At 68.4% G+C, this 23,210-nt stretch carries 20 protein-coding genes and 1 riboswitch; of the genes, 13 read left to right on the top strand and 7 right to left on the bottom strand.

The window, feature by feature from the left end; genetic code table 11:
• Positions 1–98: 98 nt before the first annotated feature.
• Both ACMDW7_RS16970 and ACMDW7_RS16965 read left to right on the top strand, forming a co-directional pair.
• Positions 99–701, top strand: a complete 603-nt coding sequence (locus ACMDW7_RS16970; RefSeq protein WP_377304575.1) for a peroxiredoxin family protein — start codon at positions 99–101, stop codon at positions 699–701.
• 119 nt (positions 702–820) lie between these two features.
• Positions 821–1,696 carry a hypothetical protein gene (locus ACMDW7_RS16965; RefSeq protein ID WP_377304573.1) on the top strand — a complete coding sequence of 292 codons (876 nt, stop codon included), beginning with the start codon at positions 821–823 and terminating at the stop codon, positions 1,694–1,696.
• 6 nt (positions 1,697–1,702) lie between these two features.
• Here the strand turns inward: ACMDW7_RS16965 and ACMDW7_RS16960 are convergent, their stop codons facing one another.
• The 3 genes from ACMDW7_RS16960 to ACMDW7_RS16950 all read right to left on the bottom strand — a co-directional run bounded on the left by ACMDW7_RS16960 (position 1,703) and on the right by ACMDW7_RS16950 (position 6,578).
• A complete protein-coding gene (locus ACMDW7_RS16960; protein ID WP_377304571.1) occupies positions 1,703–3,127 on the bottom strand; it encodes a patatin-like phospholipase family protein in 1,425 nt (474 codons plus the stop codon).
• A 282-nt stretch (positions 3,128–3,409) separates the two neighbouring features.
• Entirely contained in the window at positions 3,410–4,726 is a 1,317-nt protein-coding gene (locus ACMDW7_RS16955) for a glycerophosphodiester phosphodiesterase (protein ID WP_377304569.1), read from the bottom strand.
• A 166-nt stretch (positions 4,727–4,892) separates the two neighbouring features.
• Positions 4,893–6,578, bottom strand: a complete 1,686-nt coding sequence (locus ACMDW7_RS16950) for an ATP-binding protein (protein ID WP_377304567.1) — start codon at positions 6,576–6,578, stop codon at positions 4,893–4,895.
• Positions 6,579–6,706: 128 nt separating this feature from the next.
• A riboswitch (cobalamin riboswitch) is annotated at positions 6,707–6,944 on the top strand.
• Positions 6,945–7,010: 66 nt separating this feature from the next.
• Between ACMDW7_RS16950 and ACMDW7_RS16945 the strand changes: the two genes are divergently transcribed.
• Genes ACMDW7_RS16945 through ACMDW7_RS16910 form a run of 8 tightly spaced genes read left to right on the top strand, consistent with a single transcriptional unit; the run spans position 7,011 to position 14,827 of the window.
• Complete coding sequence (locus ACMDW7_RS16945; RefSeq protein ID WP_377304565.1) at positions 7,011–8,972, top strand: TonB-dependent receptor domain-containing protein; 1,962 nt, start codon at positions 7,011–7,013, stop codon at positions 8,970–8,972.
• Positions 8,972–9,568 carry a bifunctional adenosylcobinamide kinase/adenosylcobinamide-phosphate guanylyltransferase gene (locus ACMDW7_RS16940; protein WP_377304563.1) on the top strand — a complete coding sequence of 199 codons (597 nt, stop codon included), beginning with the start codon at positions 8,972–8,974 and terminating at the stop codon, positions 9,566–9,568. The genes ACMDW7_RS16945 and ACMDW7_RS16940 overlap by 1 nt, the downstream gene beginning before the upstream one ends.
• On the top strand, positions 9,568–10,455 hold the full coding sequence (locus ACMDW7_RS16935; protein WP_377304561.1) for an ABC transporter substrate-binding protein: 888 nt from the start codon (positions 9,568–9,570) through the stop codon (positions 10,453–10,455). The genes ACMDW7_RS16940 and ACMDW7_RS16935 overlap by 1 nt, the downstream gene beginning before the upstream one ends.
• Before the next feature lie 5 nt (positions 10,456–10,460).
• Positions 10,461–11,507, top strand: a complete 1,047-nt coding sequence (locus ACMDW7_RS16930; protein ID WP_377304560.1) for a FecCD family ABC transporter permease — start codon at positions 10,461–10,463, stop codon at positions 11,505–11,507.
• Entirely contained in the window at positions 11,504–12,295 is a 792-nt protein-coding gene (locus tag ACMDW7_RS16925; RefSeq protein ID WP_377304558.1) for an ABC transporter ATP-binding protein, read from the top strand. Before ACMDW7_RS16930 ends, ACMDW7_RS16925 begins: the two co-directional genes overlap by 4 nt.
• Positions 12,292–13,374 carry a nicotinate-nucleotide--dimethylbenzimidazole phosphoribosyltransferase gene (gene cobT / locus ACMDW7_RS16920; protein WP_377304556.1) on the top strand — a complete coding sequence of 361 codons (1,083 nt, stop codon included), beginning with the start codon at positions 12,292–12,294 and terminating at the stop codon, positions 13,372–13,374. The genes ACMDW7_RS16925 and cobT overlap by 4 nt, the downstream gene beginning before the upstream one ends.
• A 4-nt stretch (positions 13,375–13,378) precedes the next feature.
• Complete coding sequence (cobS, locus tag ACMDW7_RS16915; protein WP_377304554.1) at positions 13,379–14,215, top strand: adenosylcobinamide-GDP ribazoletransferase; 837 nt, start codon at positions 13,379–13,381, stop codon at positions 14,213–14,215.
• 6 nt (positions 14,216–14,221) lie between these two features.
• Positions 14,222–14,827 (top strand): histidine phosphatase family protein, encoded by a 606-nt coding sequence (locus tag ACMDW7_RS16910; RefSeq protein WP_377304552.1) that lies wholly within the window; start codon positions 14,222–14,224, stop codon positions 14,825–14,827.
• Here the strand turns inward: ACMDW7_RS16910 and ACMDW7_RS16905 are convergent.
• The 3 genes from ACMDW7_RS16905 to ACMDW7_RS16895 all read right to left on the bottom strand — a co-directional run bounded on the left by ACMDW7_RS16905 (position 14,806) and on the right by ACMDW7_RS16895 (position 18,110).
• A complete protein-coding gene (locus tag ACMDW7_RS16905) occupies positions 14,806–16,176 on the bottom strand; it encodes an MBL fold metallo-hydrolase RNA specificity domain-containing protein (RefSeq protein ID WP_377305052.1) in 1,371 nt (456 codons plus the stop codon). The two genes, ACMDW7_RS16910 and ACMDW7_RS16905, sit on opposite strands and share 22 nt — an antisense overlap.
• A 192-nt stretch (positions 16,177–16,368) precedes the next feature.
• Positions 16,369–17,547, bottom strand: coding sequence for an isovaleryl-CoA dehydrogenase (locus ACMDW7_RS16900; protein WP_377304551.1), 1,179 nt, complete (start codon positions 17,545–17,547; stop codon positions 16,369–16,371).
• A gap of 104 nt (positions 17,548–17,651) precedes the next feature.
• The gene (locus ACMDW7_RS16895) at positions 17,652–18,110 is read right to left on the bottom strand and encodes a TonB family protein (protein WP_377304549.1); all 459 of its coding nucleotides are present in this window, start codon (positions 18,108–18,110) and stop codon (positions 17,652–17,654) included.
• 132 nt (positions 18,111–18,242) lie between these two features.
• Here ACMDW7_RS16895 and ACMDW7_RS16890 point away from each other — a divergent pair, with 132 nt between their 5' ends.
• Together ACMDW7_RS16890 and ACMDW7_RS16885 are read left to right on the top strand one after the other, a co-directional pair.
• Positions 18,243–19,232 (top strand): alpha/beta hydrolase, encoded by a 990-nt coding sequence (locus ACMDW7_RS16890; RefSeq protein WP_377304547.1) that lies wholly within the window; start codon positions 18,243–18,245, stop codon positions 19,230–19,232.
• A gap of 148 nt (positions 19,233–19,380) precedes the next feature.
• Positions 19,381–20,238, top strand: coding sequence for an EamA family transporter (locus ACMDW7_RS16885; protein WP_377304545.1), 858 nt, complete (start codon positions 19,381–19,383; stop codon positions 20,236–20,238).
• Positions 20,239–20,382: 144 nt separating this feature from the next.
• On the opposite strand, the gene ACMDW7_RS16880 is transcribed toward ACMDW7_RS16885, so the two are convergent.
• The gene (locus tag ACMDW7_RS16880) at positions 20,383–22,227 is read right to left on the bottom strand and encodes a hypothetical protein (protein WP_377304544.1); all 1,845 of its coding nucleotides are present in this window, start codon (positions 22,225–22,227) and stop codon (positions 20,383–20,385) included.
• 247 nt (positions 22,228–22,474) lie between these two features.
• On the opposite strand from ACMDW7_RS16880, the gene ACMDW7_RS16875 reads away from it, so the two are divergent.
• Positions 22,475–23,065, top strand: coding sequence for an ATP-dependent Clp protease proteolytic subunit (locus tag ACMDW7_RS16875; RefSeq protein WP_377304542.1), 591 nt, complete (start codon positions 22,475–22,477; stop codon positions 23,063–23,065).
• Positions 23,066–23,210: the final 145 nt, after the last annotated feature.

The raw sequence follows: 23,210 nt of genomic DNA, 5'->3' as shown, positions 1-23,210 counted from the left end.
GGCTGACCCGCCATGGCGACGAACTCCAAACCCTTCGAGGCGCGAATGCCCGCGTTCGCTCGCGCCTTCCTGTCGGTTTCATCGTTCAAGGAGCCTGCATGTCCATCCGATCCAAAGTGCATCTGGTCCGGTCGATTGTGGCGGCGCTCGCCGCAACTGCTGGCGTGGCCATGGCCCAGGCGCCGGCAGACAGCGGCGCGAGGGCAAAGGTGCAGCGCAGCGCTTCGTCGTCCACAACTCCGGCGGCTGTTGAAGCCCCGCGGCTCGCCGTTGGCGCTCAGGCACGCCTTGGCGGGGTGCAGCTGGATGGCAAGCCATTCGACTTGAACAGCACACGCGGCAAGGTCACCTTGGTGGCGTTCTGGCACAAGGACTGCGCCGTCTGCCGAGCGCGCATGCCCGAGCTGCGTGCGAACTACCTCGGCTGGCGCGACAAGCCCTTCGAGCTGGTCAGCGTGGCCACCGACAGCGACGTGCAGAGCGTGCGCGACTACGAGCAGATCCTGCAGGTGGCCGTGCCGCAGGCCCAGAACTTCCCGCGCCTGTGGCGCGGCGGTGCCAGCCATGCCGACAACTTCGGCCCCATCAGCACCTACCCGACCTCGTTTCTGCTCGACCGCCAAGGCAAGGTGTTGCGCGTCTTCGTCGGCCGGATCGAGGCCGCGCTCTGGGACGATATTGCCGAGGTGGTGCTGCAGTAGGCGTCTGCCGCTTGAAAACAAGCCGCAAACGCGGGATTGGGCCCCCGCCCGTGCAGGGCTAAACCGCAGGCCAGCGGGCCCCGCGCCAACCCGGCGCGCCCGATTGCGGAGCGCTTGCCATGCCCCTGGTCATCCTGTCCCCCCGCGAGGTGGACGACTTCGACTTCAACGCCGTGCAGTGGCGCTTTCTGGCCGAGGGCGACTCCTGGTTCTCGATCGGCCACAACCCACCCTGGGCCACCTCCAATGTGCTCATGGCGATGCAGGGCCAGTTTGCCAAGCGCCACGTGGCCGTGAACTGCGCCACACCCGGCGACACCCTGGCCCACATGCACCAGATGTGGAGCGACTTCAACTTCACCAGCCTGCTGGACAGCCCGCAGCACCGCATGTGGTGGCATGGCCTGCTGTTCTCGGCCGGGGGCAATGACCTCATCGACGCCTGCCAGAGCTCGGCCACCGAGCCGGACGCCAGCCGGCGCATCTTCCGCACCCAGCCTGAGTGGGGCAGCCCCACGGATGGCGCAGACCGTTATCTGTCTGAAGACGGCTGGGCGCGTTTTGCGGCGTATTTCCAGGCGAACTTTGCGCATCTGCTCGAGCGCCGCGCGAACGCCGAGAACCCGGACATGGCCATCTTCATGCACACCTATGCCCTGCCCACGGTGCGCAACGCCCCGGCCGGGAGCATGCTGGGCAAGACCCTTGGCCCCTGGCTCTACAAGGCCGTGAAGATGTACGGCATCCCGGAGATGGACTGGCCCGCCGTGGCCGCGCGCCTGTTCGAGAAGCTCTCCGGTCTCATCAAGAGCTGCCACGACCCGGCCCGTGCCGTGTACGTCTACGACTCCCAGGCCCTGGCCGGCATCACCCCCGCAGCACCAGGTACGACCGAAAAGAGCGGCGACTGGCTCAACGAGATCCACCTCACCAAGGGTGGGTACGACAAGGTGGCGGCGGGGTTTGCCGGATTCGTTCAGGCCACGTTGTCCTGAACGCCCTCAGCGGGCCGGTCTGGCCAGCCGCCGCGACTGCAAATACCCCTGCAGCGCCGGGTTGGCAAACAGCGCATCTGCCCCGCCGAGCATGAGGGCATCGAGCTGCGCGCGATTGAGACTCAGGGTGGTGGGGATGGCGTTCAGACCCTGTTCGCGGCCGGGGTCGAGGCTCGCAAAGCTCACCAGGCCCACGTGGAATTCCAGCTCGTCGCAGCGCCAACCATCGAGCGCGCCGCGCAATTCGCGCACCTGTGCATCGTTCAGGCTGCAGCGCCACAGCAGCATGGCGCGCTGCCAGTCCTGCATCACGCCCTTGAAGTTCTCGAAGGCCAGGCGCGCGGAGGCATCGATGGCGGTCGCTGTGGCGGCGGAGGCAATCTCGATGCCGCTCGGCCCGGCCGGGGTCATGGCCCAGTCGCCGCCCGTGCCTCTGCCGCTGTCCACCACGATGAAGAGCATGCGCTTGACCATGACGCCGTCGCGCGCCGTCAGCGGGCCGTAGGGCGTGGTGGCCACGGCGCGGCTGATCAGCAGGCTGGACAGGCCGAAGTTGTCGGTCACGCCCCCATCCACCAGCTTGATGTAGCGCTGGCGCTCCGGGCTGCGGTAGTTGCGGATGGCACGCGCGGTATCCGACAACAGCTTGGAGGCGCTCGGGTTGGCCAGGGTGCGCTCCACCCAGGGCGCGATCGGGTCGGCGCACTGCTCCGGGAAGGTCTTGAGCACCACGGGCGCAAACACCACCGGCACGGCCATCGAGGCGCTCACCGCCTCGGCCACGGGCAGGCTGCCCAGGTCGATGCAGGCGCCGCTGAATACCGGTGGGATGAAGGGAAAAGGCACGCGGTTGTAGAGGTCGGTGGCATTGATCCAGACGTCCGGTTTGCGGTGGCGATAGAGGTCCGCGAAGGTGGCGCGCTTGAAGATCCGGTCGTCCAGATAGTCCGCCAGATGCCGCCGGTCGTTCAGGCCACCGCGCAGGAAGCGCACGAAGTTGTCCGGCTTGAAGATCGACAGGCGCAGGCCGAACTCCATGTTGTGTTCCAGCACATTGGGGCGAAAGTCGGTCAGCGTCTGCCGTCCGTGCAGCCCGTAATAGGCCGCCAGCAGCGAGCCGCCACTGACGCTGCTCATGAAGGTGATGTCGCCCACCAGGTCGTCGCCATCGGCGCTGAGCGACTCCAGCCCCTTGAGCACGCCGAAGCCGAAGGCCGCGGCGCGCATGCCGCCGCCGGACAGTGACAGCGAGATCACGTCCTCGCCCACGATGTCGCGCGGCGGCGCCACCGCCTGCACCTGCGGCGCGCGGTTGACCGGCGCGTTGTCGATCGAGAAGGCGCAACCGCCGGTGAGCAGCGCAGCCATGACCGGGCCCAGCGCCGCGCGCAGCGCACGATGCAGAGAGGGCTTAGGGCAGGGCAGGCGCATCGCAGGAAGATAGACGCGAGATGCGCCGCGCGGCGAGAGCGTTTTCAATGCGTCTTGAGCGTGCTTTCCGCTTGTTTGGAGCCGTTCTTCAGCCACTTTGCCTTGGAGAGTGGCTTCAGGAGCCAATCTACGATTTCAGACCTGCAGCGGTTCAGCATTCATGCGGCTTTCCAGGCCAAAGTGGCTGGAAAGCCGCATGGGACAAGCGGAAAGCTCTCATCAGCCCGCAACGGCGCTTGCGCTGGCCGCGTGGCGCCGTATTCCTTGCTGCTCAGTTGCCGCTCAGTTGCCGCTCACCCAGCGCAGTCCGCGGCAGACCGGGTCGGCACTGAACCGACCCTGCACCAGGCACTTGGCGGCTTCCGGGTTCTGCTGGATGGCGAACATCGTGCGCGCGGCCACCGCAGTGTCGGGGAAGTCGCTGAACAGGCCGTCGATGCCGGCTTCATAGAACGCCAGGTACTCGTTCACCGGGTTGCCGGCATAGGTGCTGGCCAGGCGGCGCTGCTCGTTGCGGAAGGTGTAGCCGTGCACCAGCAGGCCGGCGGCCTTGGCGTTCTTGATCACATCCGTGGGCGGCAGCAGCTTGCGGTCGGCATCGTTCACCAGACCGTCGCCGTTGGCGTCGGCGCACTTGCCGGCCTCGACCTTCACGCACGCGCTGCTGATCAGATAGAACTTCCAGGGGCCGATGCCGTCGGCATAGCTGCGCACCTCGGCCAGACCGGCGGGCGTGACTAGATCGGCGTAGCTGCCGGCGCGGCCCGCCACGGTCCAGTCGTAGGGGCGGTCCGAGGGCGGGGCGTAGGTCAGCTTCCCGTCCGGCCCGACGCTGTCGGCGTCGATCAGCTGGATCAGCCGCACGCTGGTCTTGCCGCGCAGGTACTTCAGGTTCGCCTGCTCGAAGCTCTGGATGAACACGGGTGCGCCGCGGTGGTTCCAGCCGGCGCGTTCCAGGGCGTTCAGCAGCCGGTCCTCCAGCGCCAGATTGAGTTGCTGGTGGTAGGTGGGGTGCTTGGTCTCCGGGTAGATGCCGATCACGCGGCCTTCTTCGACGCTCTTGCGCTTGGCCAGATCGATGATCTGCTCCAGGGACGGGATCTTGAACAGGCCGTTGAAGCGCTGATCGCGTTCGCCGAAGGGCTGCACCGCGCGCAGGGTCTGGATCTCGGCCCAGGTGAAGTCGCTGGCAAAGAAGCCTTCTTCGGGAATGCCGTCCACCACGGCCGTGCGCTTGCGGTTGGCAAACTGCGGCAGGTCCTTCACGTTGGTGGTGTTGATCATGTTGGGCTCGTGCCGCGCGATCAGCACACCGTCCTTGGTGGCCACAAGGTCCGGCTCGATGTAGTCCGCACCCATCTCGATGGCCAGGGCATAGGCCTCCAGCGTGTGCTCCGGCAGATAGCCGCTTGCGCCCCGATGGCCGATCACGAGTGGGCGGGCCTTGGGTGCGCGGTCACCGCGCCAGCCCTGGGCGCCTGCGCTGTGGTTCAGGCTCTGGACGGTCTGCGAATGGGCGGGCTGCGGAATCATCATGGCCACACCAATGGCAGCGCAGCCGGCAAAGGCGGCTGCGGCGCGTATGAGGTTCAAGCGCATTGCAATCTCCGGTTCGTCATGGCGACCGCAGGGGGCAGGCCGCATGCGCACCGTAGGCAGGGCGTCTTTCAGTTGCGTGAAGCTTGAGCGACAGCTCGACGATGTTGCACGCCCTTACCGGAAGTAGAGGATGCGCGTCGCCGCTGGCTGGGCGGCCGGCGCCGGCTCAGCGGGAGGGCGCCGCGGCCATCACCTCATCCAGCCAGCGCAGAAAGGCGGCCACGTCCAATGGTTTGGTGAAGTAGCGATCAAAGCCGGCCTGCATGCCGAGATCGCGATCCCGCTCCATGGCGTTGGCCGACAGACCCGCGATCGGCGCGTTCTGCAGCACGGGCATCTGCCGCAGGCGGCTGCACAGGGCATAGCCGTCCATGCCGGGCAGGGCGATGTCGACGATCACCATGCCCGGCGTGCGGTCCTGCAGACGCTGCAGCGCCGTTTCAGCATCGCCCACACTTTCGAGGTGCACGGCCGGCCGCAGGCGCATCACCTCGGCGAGCAGCTGCACGTTGGCCGGGTTGTCCTCCACGTACAGCACCCGATAGTGGCCGGTTTGCCCGGGCGGTTGCGGGTGAACCAACTCGCCAGTCTCCAGCGGTCGCGGGTCCGCGAGCTCGGCGGCCGGCAGGCGCACCGTGAAGGTGCTGCCGGTACCCAGCACTGACTCCACCGCCAGGCTGCCCTGCATCAGCTCCACCAGGCGGCGCGCGATAACCAGGCCGATGCCCGTGCCTTCCACCGGCCCCTGCTCGGCACCCAGGCGATTGAAGGGCTGGAACAGCGCCGCCATCTGGGCCGCTGTCATGCCCGCGCCGGTGTCAGTCACACGCAGCAGCACGTCGGCTCCCACATGCAGCACCGACAGCTGCACCGTGCCGCCCGGCCGGTTGTACTTGCAGGCATTCGACAGCAGGTTCACGAGCACCTGGCGCAGACGCGTGGCATCGGCGAGTGCGGCGGCCTGCGGCGGCACAGGCGTGAGCTGCACTTCTACGCGGGCCGACTGGGCCACGCCGTGGACCAGCTGCACGCAGCTGGCCAGCAGCGGCGCCAGGGGGACGGCATCACGCGACACGACCATCGCACCGGCCTCGATGCGGGACAGATCAAGCACATCATTGATCAGCTCGAGCAGGTGCCAGCCGGCCGACTCGATGTGCGCGAGCTGCTGGTCCACACCCGCCGGCGCCGGCTGCAGGCGCAGGCGCAGCACCTGTGCAAATCCCAGGATCGCATTGAGCGGCGTACGCAGCTCGTGACTCATGCGCGAGAGGAACTCCGACTTGGCGCGGTTGGCCTGCTCGGCGGCCGCCAGTGCCTGTGCGAGCTCGGCGGTGCGTTGCTCGACGCGCGCTTCCAGCTCGTGATTGAGCTGCTGCAGCGCCTGCTCGGCCTCGATGCGCGCGGTCACGTCCACAAAGGAGGTCACAGTGGCGTGCGGTGTCTGGGCGCCGGGCGCAATCAGCGGCTGCGAGTTGATCGAGATCCAGACCCGGCGGCCATCCGGGCGGTTCACGCCCATCAGCACCTCGCGCACCGGCTGCCCAGTGCGCTGCGCGATCACCGAGGGATGCTGGGAGAAGTCGAAGGCCTGGCCATCCGCTGCAATCGCGTTCCAGCGCGGGTCCATCGAGTCCACGCCAAGCAGCTGCGCCCGGCTCAGACCCAGAATGCGGCAGGCCGCGTCATTGCAGTCCAGCACGCGATCGCGCGCGTCCTGGAAGACCACACCCTCGGCCAGGGCCTCGATCAGCTGCTGGTGGCGGACCTCAATGTCGCCGAGCACGGCCAGCGGCGGACCGGGCTCGGGCTCCGCGGGCGAGGCATGCGACGGCGGTTCTTGGACACTCATGGGCGCGGATGGTAGCGAGGCACGGCAGTCGCAATCATCAAGGGTTGTCTCGAATGGCACAGCTGGCGCCAGCCCCTGATGTGGATCAAGCCTGGCGTGCCGGCGTGTGGTCGGCGCGGCAGGTCGTGGCTATCATGCGCCCCGTTGGTGCTCGTGCCGCTCTTCATGGGCGGTGCAGTTAAACGGGAATCAGAAGGCAGGACGCGACACCGCGTTGTGCCCAACCTGAGCTGCCCCCGCAACGGTAAGCGGACGAAGACCTCGGTCTTCCGCTCGTGTCGAAGATCCACTGGACGCTCGCGTCTGGGAAGGACACACGGGTCGCCTCCGCCAGCCCGGATACCGGCCAACAGGGGGCGTGTGCCGCAATGCACGCGCCACAAGGTGCACGCTGGCGGGGAAGCCGGCACGCACACACCAACGAAAGCCCTCATGTCCCACTCCGCTGTCCGGCTGGACTCAGCCGCCGCACCGGCGTCGCCTCTGCGCGCGCCGGCAAGTTCGTCACACCCCATTGTTCTGTCCTCCCTGTGCGCCGTGCTGTTTGCGGCAGTCGGCCCCGCTGCGCTGGCGCAGACCACAGTGCCGACTGCCAGTGTCAGTACCCAGTCACCCGTGGTCGTCACCGGCACGCTGCAACCCACGGCCGTGCAGCGCCTGGCGGCCGATGTGGTCGTGATCGACCGCGAGATCATTGAGTCCAGTACGGCCGATTCCGTGGCCGACCTGCTGCGCCGCGAAGCGGGCCTGCAGCTGTCGCGCAATGGCGATGCCGGCCAGCCCACCGCCCTGTTCATCCGTGGTGCGGCAAGCGGCCAGACCGTGGTGCTGATCGACGGCGTGCGCGTCGGTTCGGCCACGCTCGGGCAGCCCACCTTCGAACATCTGGATCTGAACAGCATCGAGCGCATCGAAGTGCTGCGCGGACCCGGCTCCAGCCTCTATGGCGCAGACGCCGTGGGCGGTGTGATCCAGATCTTCACGCGCCGCGGTGCGGGCGCGCCGCGCTGGACCGCCGCGCTGGCGGCGGGCCGCTTTGCTTCGGTGCAGTCGTCTGCAGGCCTGTCCGGCGCGCGTGGTGCACTGGACTATGCCGTGCAGCTGGGGCACGAGCGCAGCGACGGCGTATCTACCCTGCGACCCAACGACCGCTTTGGCAACTACAACCCGGATCGCGACGGCTTCTCGCGCAGCAGTGTGCAGGTCCAGGGTGGATTCAGCCCGAGCAGCGTCCAGCGTCTGGGCGTGTTGCTTCTGCAGAGCCGGCTGACCAACCACTACGACGCCAGCCAGTTCCTGCCGCCCAATTTCGACCAGGACAACACCCCGGACTTCCGCAGCGAGGGCAAGACGCAGCTCGCAGCGCTGGACTGGCGTGGCGATCTGCCGGGCGCGCTCAAGGCGCAGACCCGTGTGTCGCGCAGTGTGGATGAGGTGCGCTCCGGTGCAGCCGTCATTGACCGCTTCAAGACCACGCGAGATCAGCTGGGCGCCCAGCTCGCCCTGAAGCTTGGCGCAGCGGGTCAACTGGTCGGCGCGCTTGACTACACGGACGAGCAGGCCGCAAGCAGCAGCTTTGTGCGCAACGTCAGCCGCACCAACACGGCCGCAACGCTTGAATTGACCGGTGCATCGGGCGTGCTGTCCTGGCAGGCCGATCTGCGCCGAGATGCCCCGAGCGACTATGCCGATGCGACGACCGCGCGCCTGGGCGGCGCCTGGGCCCTGACACCGGCGCTGCGTCTCAAGCTGCTCGGCGGCAGCACCTTTCGTGCGCCGAGCTTCAATGATCTGTACTTCCCCGGCTATGGCGTGGCCGGCCTGAAGGCCGAGACCGGCCGCAGCCTCGAAGCGGGCCTGGCCTGGCGCGCCGGCAACACCGAAGCAGGTCTCACCGTGTACCGCAACCGGGTGCGTGACCTCATCGGCTATGAGCCCGACCGCACGCGCTGCCCGACCGACCCGGCCTACGACTTCGGCTGTGCACGCAACATCAACCGCGCACAATTGGAGGGCGCCACGTTCAGCCTCACCCATGTGGCCGGCCCCTGGGAGCTGCGCAGCACCCTCGACGCACTCGAGGCACGTGATCTGCGCACCCAGGAGCGTCTGGCGCGCCGCGCCGCCCATCAGGGCAGTGCGAGCGTGCTCTACAGCACCGGAGACTGGCGCTGGGGCGCAAGCATGCTGCAAGTGGGTGCGCGGCCCGATGGCGGTAAGCGTCTTGCGGCCGAAACCACGCTCGACCTGCAGGCGCAGTGGCGCGTGTCTCGCGGCGTGAGCCTGCAGGCCCGGCTGCTCAATGCCACCGACGAACGGATCGAGCCGGCGCGCGACTACCAGGGCCTGGGCCGGCAGTTCTGGCTGGGCATCAAGCTGGAGGGCACGCTGTAGTGGCTGCCGCAGCGCCCCGGATCCTGGTGCTGGGCGGCGCACGCAGCGGCAAGTCGCGGCGCGCCGAGCAGCTGGTGGCCGAGTGGCTGTCGCGGCCGCCGCGCCGCGCGGTGCTGCTGGCGACGGCGGTGGCTGGCGATGCCGGGATGGCGCAACGCATCGCGCGCCATCAGGCCGACCGCGCGCAGCGCCTGCCGCAGCTGGCCTGCGTTGAGGTCGGCCGCGATCTGCCGGATGCACTGGTGCGACACAGCCAGCCCGACGCGCTGGTGGTGGTGGACTGCCTCACGCTGTGGCTGGCGCAGCTGATGGCCCCACCCCAGACCGCGGGTGCGCTTGACGTACTGGATCCGGCGCAGTGCGCGGCCGAGATCGACCGGCTGAGTGCCGCACTACGAGCGGCGACTGGTCCGGTGGTGCTGGTCTCCAACGAAGTCGGCATGGGCGTCACGCCCTTGGGCGAGCTCACGCGCGAATTCATGGACACCCAGGGCCGCATGCATCAACAGCTGGCCCGGCAAATGACCCGTGTGGAACTGGTGGTGGCCGGGCGTGTGCTGGTCCTGCCGCCGCGGGCCGAGGAGGTCCTGACGTGATGCCCGTGCGTCGATCCGCCCTGCAGCTGCTCCTGGCGCTCATGACCTGCCTGGCGCTGAGTGCCGCTGCGCAGGCGCAGATCGTCGTCAAGGACGATCGCGGACGCACCATCCGGCTGGCGGCGCCACCGCAGCGCATCGTGAGCCTGCTGCCCTCGCTCACGGAGTCGGTCTGTGCGCTGGGCGCCTGCGATCGCCTGGTGGGGACGGATCAATTCTCGAACTGGCCGTCCCAGGTGAGGGCGCTGCCCAAGCTGGGCGGCATCGATGACGCGCAGGTCGAGCGCATCGTCGCGCTGCGGCCGGATGTGGTGCTGGCGTCGCGCACGGCGCGGGTCGCGGCGCGGCTCGAGTCGCTCGGCGTGCCGGTGATCGCGCTGGAGTCGGACACCCACGCCGATGTGCAAGCCAGTCTGCGCCTGCTCGGACAGGTGCTCGATGCGCAGGCACGTGCCGATGCGCTCTGGGTGGGCATCGAGACAGAGTTTGCCCGGGCTCGCGACCGCGTCCCGGCGGCCCTTGTCGGCAAGCGGGTGTACTTCGAGGTGGACGAAGGCCTGTGGGCGGCGGGGGAGCCCTCCTTCATCGGCGCCACGCTCAAGCGCCTGGGCCTGAACAACATCGCCGGGCCAGCAATGGGCGCTTTCCCGCAGCTCAACCCGGAGTTCGTGATTCGCGCGCAGCCGGACCTGATCATGCTGTCGGCGACGCGGCTGCGCGACATGCGCAGCCGCCCCGGGTGGTCCGGGCTGGCGGCACTGCAGCGCCATCAGATCTGCGCCTTTGCGGCGGCAGACTTCGAAGTGCTCGTGCGGCCCGGCCCGCGCATGGGCGAAGCAGCCAGCAAGATTGCAGCCTGCCTGGCGCAGTTGAAGGCGGTGCAGTGAGCCCCATGACGCGCCTGGCTCCCGACACCCTGTTCAGTCCGCATGGTGCGGCGCGCCGGCAGCAGCGGCGCTTGCTGCTGATCCTGCTCGCGATGGCCATGCTGCTCTGCGCGGCCGGCCTGGCCGTGGGCAGCGAGGGCTTCTCGATCGGGCGGCTGATCGTCGATCTGGTCGGCCCGCAGGCCAGCCTGATCCTGGGCGAGATTCGTGCACCGCGCACGCTTGGGGCGCTGGCGGTCGGTGCGCTTCTCGGCCTGGCCGGCGCGCTGGCGCAGGCTCTGTTCAGGAACCCGCTGGCGGACCCGTTTCTGCTCGGCTCGGCCTCAGGCGCTTCGCTCGCAGTCGTGGCCCTGCTTGCACTGGCCTCCGGTGCAGGCGCGGGCTGGTTGTCCGCGCCCTGGCTCTTTGGTCTCGGGTTGTCGGGTGCGGCCTTTATCGGTGCGCTTGGCGGGGTGCTGCTTGCGCTGGTGCTGGCACGCGGCGCACAGCACAGCCTGCGCTTGTTGCTGGCTGGTGTGATTGTGGGCATGGTGCTTAGCGCCGTCGGCGATCTGCTCGGTGCGTGGGTGCCGGAGGTGCTGCGCGGACGGCAGGCGTTTCTCCTGGGTACCACGGCATACCTCAGCTGGACCAGCGTGGGCTTGATGGGCATTGCGTTGCTGCTGTGTCTGCCGCCCGCGCTGCGCCTTTCGCGTTTGCTCGACGCACTGAGTCTGGGCGAGGACGCCGCAATCAGCCTCGGACTGCCGATCACGCGCTTGCGCATGGCGCTGGTTGCCGTGCTCGCCCTGTGCACCGGCGTGGCCGTGGCGCAAGCCGGGCTGGTGGCCTTTGTCGGCCTGGTTGCACCGCACCTGGTGCGGCGCTATGCACCCTCGGCCAGCAGCTTCCTTCTGCTGGCCAGCGCGCTCACCGGTGGCGTGCTGCTGCTGGCTGCCGATGTGCTGGCGCGCGGTCTGATTGCACCGCGCGAGCTGCCGGTCGGCGTCGTCACGGCCTTGCTGGGCGGCATCTACCTGCTGGTGCTGATGCACCGAGGGCGAACGGCATGAGCTCGATCCGAGCTGCCGGTCTCGGCGTACGGCTGGGTGAGCGCACCGTGCTGCACGCCATCGACGCGGAGCTGAGCATCGGCTGGACAGCCGTGGTCGGTCCCAATGGCGCCGGCAAGTCCACCTTGCTGCGCGCACTGGCCGGCCTGCTGCCGGGCACGACGGGTTCAGTCGCGATCGACGGCATGCCGCTGGCTACGCTTGCTGCGCAGCAGCGGGCCCGGAAGATTGCGTGGCTCTCGCAGCTCAGCCCGGCAGACGCCGATCTGACCGTGCGCGAAACCGTGGCGCTGGGCCGGCTGCCTCATGTCGGCCTGTTTGGCGCCATGCGTCCGGAGGACGATGCGGCAGTGGATGACGCCCTGACCCGCATGGCCTGCCGCGACTGGCAGGACCGGCGCCTGCCCCAGCTGTCGGGCGGAGAGCGTCAGCGAGTGCTGCTGGCGCGCGCCCTGGCCACGCAGGCGCCGATCTTGTTGCTGGACGAGCCGACTACCCACCTTGATCCGCCGCACCAGGTGAGCCTGATCCGCCTGCTGCGCGAACTGGCCGGCCAGTGCGTGGTGGTCAGTGTGCTGCACGACCTGTCGCTCGCGCTGCATGCCGATCAGCTGCTGCTGATGGATGCGGGCCGTGTGCAGGCCCACGGATCGAGTCGGTCGCCATTGCTGCACCATGCCTTGGCGGCCGTATTCGGCGGCAGCATTCAAGTCGATGACACCCAGGCCGTGCCGCGCATTCAGCTCGTGCATGCACTGCACGCCCCCCACCAAGACGCTTCCCCATGAACCACCCCCTCATGCCCGGCCCGCACCCGGTCAGCACAGATACCCTGTTTGATGTGGCCCCCTTGTCCGTGCACGCCCGTGCACGTCACGTCCAGACCCTGCTGGACGCCAAGACCAAGCCGCTCGGCGCGCTGGGCCAGTTGGAGGCGCTCGCGGTACAGATGGCCTGCGTGCTTGACACCGATGTGCCGCAGCTGATCGAGCCGCAGCTGGTGGTGTTCGCCGCCGATCACGGGCTGGCGCGTCAGGGCGTGTCGGCCTATCCGAGCGAGGTCACCGCGCAGATGGTCGACAACATGCTGCGCGGGGGAGCGGCCGTGTCGGTGCTGGGGCGACTGAACGGTCTTGCCCTGACCGTGGCGGACTGCGGTGTGGCGCGCGACTTCGTCGCCCAGCCCGGTCTGCACAACGCCAAGGTGAAGGGCTGTGAGCATGGCACGGCCGACAGCAGCCTCGGCCCGGCCATGCAGGTGGAGCAATGCGCCCAGGCCATGCACCAGGGCGCGGCGCTGGTTGATCATCTGCCGGGCAATGTGCTGCTGCTGGGCGAAATGGGCATCGGCAACACCTCGGCCGCCAGCCTGTTGATGCAGCGTCTCACAGGTCTGCCGCTTGCACAGTGCGTCGGCCGCGGCACGGGGCTTGATGACGCCGGGCTGGCGCGCAAGCTCGCCACACTGGAGCGGGTGCTCGCCCGTCACGCGCAGGCGCTTGAACCGCTGGATACGCTGGCGGCGTTTGGCGGTCTGGAGATCGCCACCATGACGGGTGCGGTGCTGCGAGCGGCACGCCAGCGCCGGATCATCGTGGTGGATGGCTTCATCACTACAGCCGCCGTGGCGGTGGCGGCCGCCCTGGCGCCCGCAGTTCTCTCGCGCTGCATCTTTGCGCACAGCTCCGCTGAAAGCGGTCATGCACGCTGGCTGGCGCAGCTGGGCGTGCGGCCCGTCCTGGATCTCGGCCTGCGCCTGGGCGAAGGCTCGGGCGCCGCGCTGGTGTGGCCCATGCTCAAGGCGGCCTGTGCACTGCTCAATGACATGGCGAGCTTTGCATCGGCCGGCGTCAGCGAACGGACCTGATGCCATGCGCCACGAACTGAGGCTCTGCGCCGTGGCGCTGCAGTTCCTCACACGCATTCCCGTGCCCGCGCACTGGCTAGGCGGCACGGCGTCCGAACCCGCCTGGGACGCCGCCTGGCTCAACGCGTGCGTGCGCTACTTCCCCCTCGTCGGCGCCCTCGTCGGTACTTGCGGGGCGCTCGTGCTTGCCGGGGCGCAGGCCCTTCTGCCGCCGGCGGCAGCCGCGCTCGTGGCCGTCATGGCCATGATCTGGCTGACCGGCGCCTTTCACGAGGACGGGCTGGCAGACACCTTTGATGCGCTGGGCGGCAGTGTTTCACGGACGCGCGCGCTGGAGATCATGAAGGACTCGCGCATCGGCACCTACGGCGCGCTGGCGCTCGGCACGGTGACGGCCCTGCGCGTGGCTGTGCTCGCGGCGCTGCTCGCGCATGGTCTGTTGCTGAGCTGCGTGGCGCTGATCGTGGCGCACGCCGTGTCTCGCATGGCATCGCTAGTGGTGATGGTCAGCCTGCCCTATGCGGGCGACGCCGAGCATGCCAAGGCCAAGCCGCTGGCCACGCAGGTGCCCCTCGCGCAGCTGGGCTGGGGCGCGCTCGTACTGGTGATCGTGTTGCTTGCTGTGGCTGCCGGTGCGGCGTGGCTCGGCCCCCTCGCTCCAAACGGTGTCGCCATGCTGGGCGTGCTGCTCGGTACCAGCCTGCTTGTGGCCGGACTGATGCGGCGTTGGCTGCGGCAACGGCTTGGCGGCTACACCGGGGACACGCTGGGGGCCACCCAGCAACTCAGTGAAGTTGCCGGCCTGACCGTCATGCTGGCCGGCTTGCGCCTTCTTGCCTAGACGGACATGCACCAGGTTTCCAGCACGCTCCGGTCCGATGCCCTGCTGCATGCCTGGCGCCATCCCCGCGTGGGCGGCGCGCAGGGCCGGTGCATCGGTACGACAGATCTTCCTGTTGACCTGCGCAAGGCACGCCGTCTCGCCCGGCGGATTCACGCCCAGGCACGTCGCCTCAAGCTGCCGCGGCAGGTGGTCACGGGTTCGCTGCATCGCAGCCGTGCCGTCGGGCAGGCGTTGCGTCGGCTCGGCTGGGTCCACCATGTCGATCACCAACTCAACGAGGCAAGCTTCGGTGCCTGGGACGGCTTGACCTGGGCGCAGATCGACAAGGACGCCATCGACCGCTGGGTGGGCGCATTTCTGCATCACAGACCTGGCGGCGGCGACAGCGCCGCGCAGATGATCGATCGGGTCCGGCGCTGGCAGCCGCCTGCAGGCTGCCGCGTCCTGGTCACCCATGGGGGCTGGCTGAGTGCCGCACGCTGCCTCGCCCAGGGGCTTGCCATGCAGTGCACCGCGGCGCAGTGGCCAACGGCGCCGGGCCACGGCTGCCACCTGGCGCTCGATCCCGCGGCGCTGTGGCCTGACCGTCAGGAGATGTCGATCCTCTGACCCATCATCGGCACGCTGGCGTCCCAGCCAAGCGTGTCCTTGAGATGCAGGCGCATTGCATCGGCCGCCTCCGGGTCCCCGTGGTTCACAAAGACCTGCTGTGGCGCGCTCACCTTGCTCGCCTTGAGCCAGGCGCACATTTCCTGCCAGTCGGCGTGGCTGGAGAGGCCGTCAATCTGCTCCACCCGCGCCTTCACCGGCACATCCTCACCGTGGATGCGTACCCAAGCCTCACCCGCGAGCAGCTTGGCGCCGCGCGTACCGCCGGCCTGATAGCCCGCAAAGAGGATCGTGTTCTTCGCGTTCGGGGCCATGCGCGCCAGGTGATGCAGCACGCGCCCGCCGGTGGCCATGCCGCTGGCCGAGAGGATGATGTGCGGTCCGCGCAGCTTGGCCAGATTCATGGACTCGGCCTGGTTGCCGATGATGTGCGTGCCTTCGGTGATCGCGCGCAGCTGCGCCTTGGTGAGGCGGTGCTCGCGGCTGAATTTCACATAGGCCTCGGTGGCCTCGCGCGCCATCGGGCTGTCCAGGAACACCGGAATGTCCGGAATCTGGTGCTGCGCCTTCAGCTCCATGATCAGGTGGAGCAGGGCCTGGGCCCGACCCACGGCAAAGGTCGGCATCAGCACTGCCCCCTTGGCCAGCGCGGTCTCGCTGATGACCATGGCCAGCTCCTCGGCCACATCGGTGTTGCTGTGGAGACGGTTGCCATAGGTGGACTCCAGAAACAGGTAGTCGCACTCGGGCAGCTTCTCGGGGCCGCGCATCATCAGGTCGCCCGGCCGGCCCACATCACCCGAGAACACCAGCCGCGCGCCGCCGGCCTCCACCAGCACCATTGCGCTGCCCAGCAGATGTCCGTTGGGAATGAAGGTGCAGGTGACCTTGTCCAGCCCGCTGCCGACCACGAAGGACTTGCCGGGCGCGACATCGCGCAGGCGGGTCAGCGCCTTCTGCGCGTCGCGCGCATCGAAAAGGGGCAGGGCTGGCGCATGGCGGCTCGTGCCCTTGGCATTGGCGTAGCGCGCGTCCTCTTCCTGCAGGTGTGCGGCGTCGGGCCAGAGAATGCGGCATAGGGCTTCGGTGCCCGGCGTGCAGTAGACGTCGCCCTTGAAGCCGCGCGATGTCATCACCGGCACATAGCCGCTGTGATCGATGTGCGCGTGCGTGAGCACCACCGCCGAGAGCGAGCGTGGCGCAAACTCCGGCGGCGCCCAGTTGAGCTCACGCAGATGCTTGAAGCCCTGGAACAGGCCGCAGTCGATCAGCAGCTTGGTCTTGCCAAACTGCAGCAGGGTCTTGGAGCCGGTGACGCAGCCGGCTGCGCCGAGAAAGGTGATCTTGATCATGGTCTGGCCACACGGGTGCGTGTGCATCCGCGGCAGCTGGGAAGCGAAGGTGAGTTCGATTGTGTCACCGCACCTGCGTCCGCGGTGCGACAGACATTTGCGCTGGCGCAAAGCAAAGGGGCCGGCGCATCCTGCGCCGACCCCTCGTCCGTGTTGGAAGCAGTGGGCGCTGCAGCGCAGCGCCCAGGTTCACATCGTTTCGTTGTAGAGCTCGCGGCCAATCAGCATGCGGCGGATCTCGCTCGTGCCGGCGCCGATCTCGTAGAGCTTGGCGTCGCGCCACAGGCGGCCGGTGGGGTATTCGTTGATGTAGCCGTTGCCACCGAGGATCTGGATCGCGTCGCCGGCAATCTTCGTGGCCGCCTCGGCGCAGTACAGGATCACGCTCGCGCAGTCCTTGCGCACCGTGCGCACATGGCCGGCGCCCAGCTTGTCGAGGTTCTTGCCCACCTGATAGCAGTAGGCGCGGCTGGCCTGCAGCACGGTGTACATGTCGGCCACCTTGCCCTGGATGAGCTGGAACTCCCCGATGCTCTGGCCGAACTGCTTGCGGTCGTGGATGTAAGGAATCACCACGTCCATGGCCGCCTGCATGATGCCGATGGGGCCGGCGGCGAGCACCGCGCGCTCGTAGTCCAGGCCGCTCATCAGGACCTTGGCGCCCTGGTTCAGGCCGCCCAGAATGTTCTCGGCCGGTACCTCCACGTTCTGGAACACGAGCTCGCCCGTGTGGCTGCCGCGCATGCCGAGCTTGTCGAGCTTCTGCGCGATCGAGAAGCCCTTCATGCCCTTTTCGATCAGGAAGGCCGTCACGCCGCGTGCGCCCATCTCGGGTTCCGTCTTCGCGTACACGACGAGCGTGTCGGCGTCCGGGCCGTTGGTGATCCACATCTTGTTGCCGTCCAGGACGTAGTACCCACCCTTGTCCTCGGCCTTCAGCTTCATGGAGATCACGTCCGAACCGGCGCCCGGCTCGCTCATGGCCAGCGCGCCCACGTGCTCGCCCGTAATCAGCTTGGGCAGGTACTTGGCGCGCTGCGCCTCGGTGCCATTGCGCTTGATCTGGTTGACGCACAGGTTGGAGTGCGCGCCGTAGGACAGCCCCACGCTCGCGCTGGCGCGGCTGATCTCCTCCATCGCCACCATGTGCGCCAGATAGCCCATGTCGGCACCGCCGTACTGCTCCGGCACGGTGATCCCGAGCACGCCCAGATCGCCCATCTTGCGCCAGAGGTCCATCGGGAACTGGTCGCTGCGGTCGATCTCGGCGGCGCGCGGCGCGATCTCGGCCTGCGCGAAGTCGCGCACCGCATCACGCAGTGCGTCGATGTCCTCGCCGAGATCAAAACTGATGCCTGGAAGCTGCATGGTCTGCGGGGTCCTGTGCGAATTGACGTTAACGTAAAGCGCACATTATCCGGACACCGCCACGGGCTGGCAAACCTGGCCGCCCGTCCCGGCGAAGCAGGGCGCTACATGGCGCGCCGCACGCTCACCCAGTCGAACACCAGCCTGCAGGCCGGGGCGCTGGCCCCGGCGCGGAAGCGGGTCTGCGCCAATGCGTCCAGCGCCGCGCGCTGGAAATCCGCGCCGCCACTGCTCTCCAGCACCGTGGCACCCACCGCACGGCCGCTGCCGTCCAGCGCAAAGCCCACCAGCGCCCAGCCGCTGCGCGCCTCTTTGCGGGCCTGCGCGGGGTAGCTCGGAGGCGCGGCCTGCTGCACGTGCTCCTTGCACTGCACCTGCGCAGACACCTGGGGCGGCACGATCTGCAGCTCCGGCGGCAGGGGTTGCGGCGCCCCCGCGGGTTCGCTGGTGCCGGCACACCCCAGCGCGAGGCTCAGGCTGGCAGCCGACAGCGTGGCGATGAGTGTGCGCGTGCGTCTGGCGTGGCGATCGTCAGCGTGGTGCGGGGCCAGCGGTCCGGTCATGCGGTCTCCGTGTGTTCGTAGGGCGCTGAAGCCTAGCGCCGTGCGGCAGCGCCGTCGATGCCGCGGCTAGGCGAACGTGGCTCCTGCGGGTACAACGCGGCGCACTAGAACACATTCTGGAGACGCTTGACCATGCCCGGCCGCCAGCCCGAAGACCACGACATCCACGCCACGTCGGCGCCCAATCCGCAGCGCCGCGAACTGCTCGCCTGCAGTCTGGCCGCGTTGAGCCTCTCGCTCGCGCCGGTGGTGCAGGCCGAGGCCCAAACCCTGCCCAAGCCGGCCAGCGGCCGCATCGAACGCCTGGCCAACTTTCCGAGCAAGCTGATCGACGCACGCCATGTGGACGTGTGGCTGCCCGAGGGCTACGACGAAGCCGTGCGCGCCGGCCGCCGATTTGCGGTGATCTACATGCACGACGGCCAGATGCTGTTCGACGCCTCCACCACCTGGAACAAGCAGGCCTGGAACGTGGACGCGACGCTTTCGCGCCTGGTGCGCGAGCGGCGCATTCCGGACGTGATCGTGGTGGGCGTGTGGAACAACGGCAAGTTCCGCCACAGCGAGTACATGCCGCAGAAGTTCCTGCCCCTGCTCAAGCCCGAGATCCGCGAGCGCCTGGTGCGCGAGGGCCTGCAGGGCAAGCCGCAGAGCGACGCCTACCTGCGCTTCCTGGTCGAAGAGCTCAAGCCCGCCATCGACGCGCGCTTTGCCACCCGCACCGAGCGCGAGCACACGGTTCTGATGGGCTCCAGCATGGGCGGGCTGATCAGCGTGTACGGCATGAGCGAGCATCCGCAGGTGTTCGGCGGCGCGGCGGGCCTGTCCACGCACTGGGTCGGCGGCTTCCAGGCCAATTCGCACATTCCGCTGGCGGCATTCAACTACCTGCGCGACCACCTCGCCGACCCCGCCACGCACCGGCTGTATCAGGATCACGGCACCACGGAGCTCGATGCGATCTACGCGCCCTACCAGCGCTTCGTCGACGAGATCGCCCGCGACCGCGGCTACACGCAAGCCAACTACCTGAGTCGGGTGTTTGAAGGCACCGGCCACAACGAACGGGCCTGGGCCGCGCGCCTGGAGATTCCGGTGCTGTTCCTGTTCGGCCGCAGCTGACGCCCGGGCTTGAACAGCAAGATCGGCTCTGGACAAGCCTCTTCAGGCCAAAGTGGCTGGAAAGGCTTGCCAGACAAGCGAGAAGCCTGCCCCAGGCCGCGGCGGGGCAACCGTCCTGGCCACGCGGCGCATCACCCCCAGTCCACACATGCCCATCCTGCATCTCATTGCCCTGACCCTGCTGGCGCTCCTGGCCTTTGCCGGCAACTCGCTGCTGTGCCGCGCGGCGCTGGCGCACACGCAGATCGACGCCGCCAGCTTCACCACTGTGCGCATGGTCTCGGGTGCGCTGGCGCTGTGGCTGCTGGTGCAGCTGCGTGCGCGTGGCACGGCGCGTGCGCGCATGGGGCAGGGTAGCTGGGGCTCGGCCGCCGCCCTGTTTGCCTACGCTGCGGCCTTCTCCTTTGCCTACGTGCAGCTGGGCGCCGCGCTCGGCGCGCTGATCCTGTTCGGCGCCGTGCAGACCAGCATGACCAGCTGGGGTCTGCTGCGCGGCGAACGCCTGGGTGCCCTGCAGGTGCTCGGGCTGGTGCTGGCTTTCGGCGGCCTGGTGGGGCTGCTGCTGCCGGGCCTGTCTGCGCCACCGCTGGCCCCTGCGCTGCTGATGATGGCCGCCGGCTGCGCCTGGGGCGTGTACTCCCTGCGTGGCAAGGGCGCGGGTGATCCGCTACAGGTCACGGCCGGCAACTTCCTGCGCACGGTGCCCATGGCGCTGGCCCTGAGTCTGGCGCTGCTTGCGCAGGCCCGGCTGGACACCACCGGCGTGCTGTATGCCGTCTTGTCGGGCGCACTGACCTCGGGCGTGGGCTATGCCATCTGGTATGCGGCGCTGCCGCACCTGAAGGCCATGATCGCGGCCACGCTGCAGCTCAGCGTGCCGGTGATCGCGGCGGTGGGTGCGGTGCTGTTTCTGGGCGAAGCCCTGAGCCTGCGCCTGCTGCTGGCGTCAGCGGCCATTCTGGGCGGCATCGCGCTGGTGGTGACAATGGGTCAGCGCAAGGCCTGAGGGTTCCCCAAGAGGCTTTCCGCTTGTCTGGCAAGGGTCTCCAGCCATTTTGGCCTGAAGACCCGCATGGATCGGGCATCTGCGTTCGCGCGTCCGGGCGTGGCGGATCGAGATTCGACCCGCCACGCCGCTCGCTCAGCGCAGCTACTTCTTGCAGAAGCCGATCCGGTCAGTCACCGGCAAGGGCGCGGAGTCACCGGTGGTCAGCAGCAGCTCGGCGCTCAGGTCGATGATGTAGGCGCAGTCCGCCAGGCCCGCCACCGTGAAGCCTGAAGGTGCGCAGGCGCCTACGCGCTCGTTCGGCCCGGCCGCCGGCAGGGTGAAGGCATAGGGCCCCCCGGGGCCCTGCATGCTCACGTTCACGGCACCCAGGTTGGGGTGTGTGGCGGTGATCACCACGTCCAGCCCGGCCTGCACGCCGGCGCAGCCGTTGGCCCGCAGCTGCAGCACATCCACCGACACCACCGCGAGCTGATCGCTCAGCTTGAATGGTGCCCACGCGCCGCCCTTGCTCACGTTCTGGTAGCGCACGTTCTCGATCGCAACGTGAGCGCAGGTGCCGGCATCCGTTTCGCTCGCGGGGTTGCCCACCTCGCGCACCCGCATGCGCAGGCCTACGTGGCGGTTGCTGGCGAAGATCGCGCCGAAGACGGTGCTGCTGTCGCCACCCTTCACGCCGTTCACGTCGATCGAGGGCGACGCAGCGAGCGCGCCCGTGATCACGTTGAGCATGTTGCCGTTGGGGTTGAAGAAGCCCTCGGGCGCGAACACATTGGCTGCCTGCGGCACGCGAATCCAGCCCCCCACGATCTGCGCATTGTCCGGTCCGCCACCAGGGACGGCGGGGTCGGCGTAGATGTAGCGGGTCTTGACCGGGTTCGGGTCCCCAGGGAAGGCAGGCGCATAGCGCTCGTTGCGGCCGATGAAGGTGGCGCTGCATTGCGCCGGCGCCACGTGCGTCCACGGGCCGGTGGGGTTGCCGCTGGCGTCCGTGCTTCGATACTCGAACCGGTATTCCAGGGGTTGGCCGTTCAGGGTCTTGGGCAGCACGCCGTTCAAGCGCACGGTGGAATAGAAGGCACGATGGTCGCCCACGGTCTTGCCGCTGCCGGGCACGGCGCTGTCGATCTGGCTGGCGAAGAGGTAGCCCCCCAGCGCGTCGAAGACCGGCAGCGGCTCGTTGGTCCGCGGCTGCTCCTTCAGGCACAGGTCCACGCAGAAGCAGGGCCCGGCGTTCTCGCGGTCCGGCGCGCGGCCACGCGAGGGCGGCTCATTGAGCAGCGGCGTGCCGCCCAGGGTCTCGACGCGGAAGTAGAGGTCCGGCCCGCCTGTCCATTCCAGATTGATGGAGGGCGAGAAGATCGTGCGCTTGAAGTCGCTGGCCAGATAGTCGATACGGAAGTGGCCGGCAGCGTTCGTGACGGCACTGCCCAGATCGTCGTCCTGCAGCCAGTCCACGTCGAAGGCGCGCACGCGCACCCCCCCAATCGGTGCCTGTGTCTCGCAATGGCGCACGTGCCCGCAGATGGTCCAGGCGCCAAAACGCCCGCGCACACCGCACCAGGCGCGGTGTGGAATCACGTACTCCCAGGCGGCGATCTGCTCGCGCTCCGTTTGACGCCACAGCGGCTGCAGCACCGTGATGCCGAACTGAAGCGGCACAGGCGGCCGCGGGCCGGGCTTGAGGTGCGGCACCGTCGGGCACCACAGGTCCAGCTCGAAGGGCCCGCCGTCATAGTTCTTCTCCGACAGACCGATGCTGAAGTTGCCCTGGTCGTCGATCAGCCCCTCGGCCAACAGGCGGCCGGCCTTGGCGGCTGCAGCAGCGTCATCCACCGGACCGAAGGTGTCCTTTGCGGCCGCGACCGCCAGTGCCGTGGTGCGGGCGTCCGCGTCCACGCGATACAGCTTGAGTGTGAGCCCCGCAAGCGGCTCGATGCAATCACCGCACAGCGCCCCGCGCAGCGACCCTTTGAAGACATAAGACATGACCTGACTCCTGCATGGCGTCCCCGCGATGACAAGGGCCCTGGAGGCGGGCCATGCACCACACTAGGCAACGCGTCGCAGGCGCATCAATGACGAAATCAGGTCATCACGCACAGGCGCGTCGTGCGAATGGGGGAGCCCGCCAGCCGGCCGGGCCGCGCACTGTCCGCTCACGCGGCCGGAATCGATCTGCCGCAGGAGTCGCTAGCATCGCAGCAAGCCACCGCATCCGACCAAGGAGACCCCCATGTGGACATTCAATAACGACACCGACGGCGACGAAGGCAAGAGCAAGATCGCCTCGTTCATCGACCAGAAGACCTTTGCCTCGCGCCACGTACTGGTCTATGGCCCCATCACCCAGGCCCTGGCCAAGGATGTGTGCGGCCGCCTGCTGGCCCTGGCCGCCGAGTCCAGCGAGCCGATCAACATGATCGTCTGCTCGCCCGGCGGCCACGTGGAGAGCGGCGACGCGATCCACGACATGGTGCGCTTCATCGAGGTGCCGGTGAACATGATCGGCAGTGGCTGGGTAGCCAGCGCCGGCACGCACATCTTCCTGGCCGCGCCCAAGGAACGCCGCGTCTGCCTGCCCAATACCCGCTTTCTGATCCACCAGCCCTCGGGCGGCGCCGGCGGCCAGGCGACCGACATCGCCATCCAGGCGCGCGAGATCATCAAGATGCGTGAGCGTCTGGCGCGCATCATCGCCGCCGAGACCGGCCAGCCCGTGGAGAAGGTGCAGGCCGACATCGACCGCGACTACTGGATGAGCACCGACGAAGCCGTTGCCTACGGCCTGGTCTCCAAGGTCATCGCGCGCCGCAGCGAGATCTGAGGCGGATCACGGGGCGCCGCGTGCGCCCCGTCAGGCCCTGCATCGACCGCAGTGCGTCTGTTTCGGGCGCATCAATGGCAGGGCCCCGGGCGTCCCTCTGAGGACCGGCAGCCCAAGGGCGGCCTGCGTGGGGCACTGCGCACGG

This window comes from Piscinibacterium candidicorallinum, from assembly GCF_047549485.1.
Lineage (GTDB): Bacteria > Pseudomonadota > Gammaproteobacteria > Burkholderiales > Burkholderiaceae_C > Piscinibacterium > Piscinibacterium candidicorallinum.
Note: the sequence above shows the minus strand (reverse complement) of the source record. Positions and strands in the feature narration are given on the sequence as shown.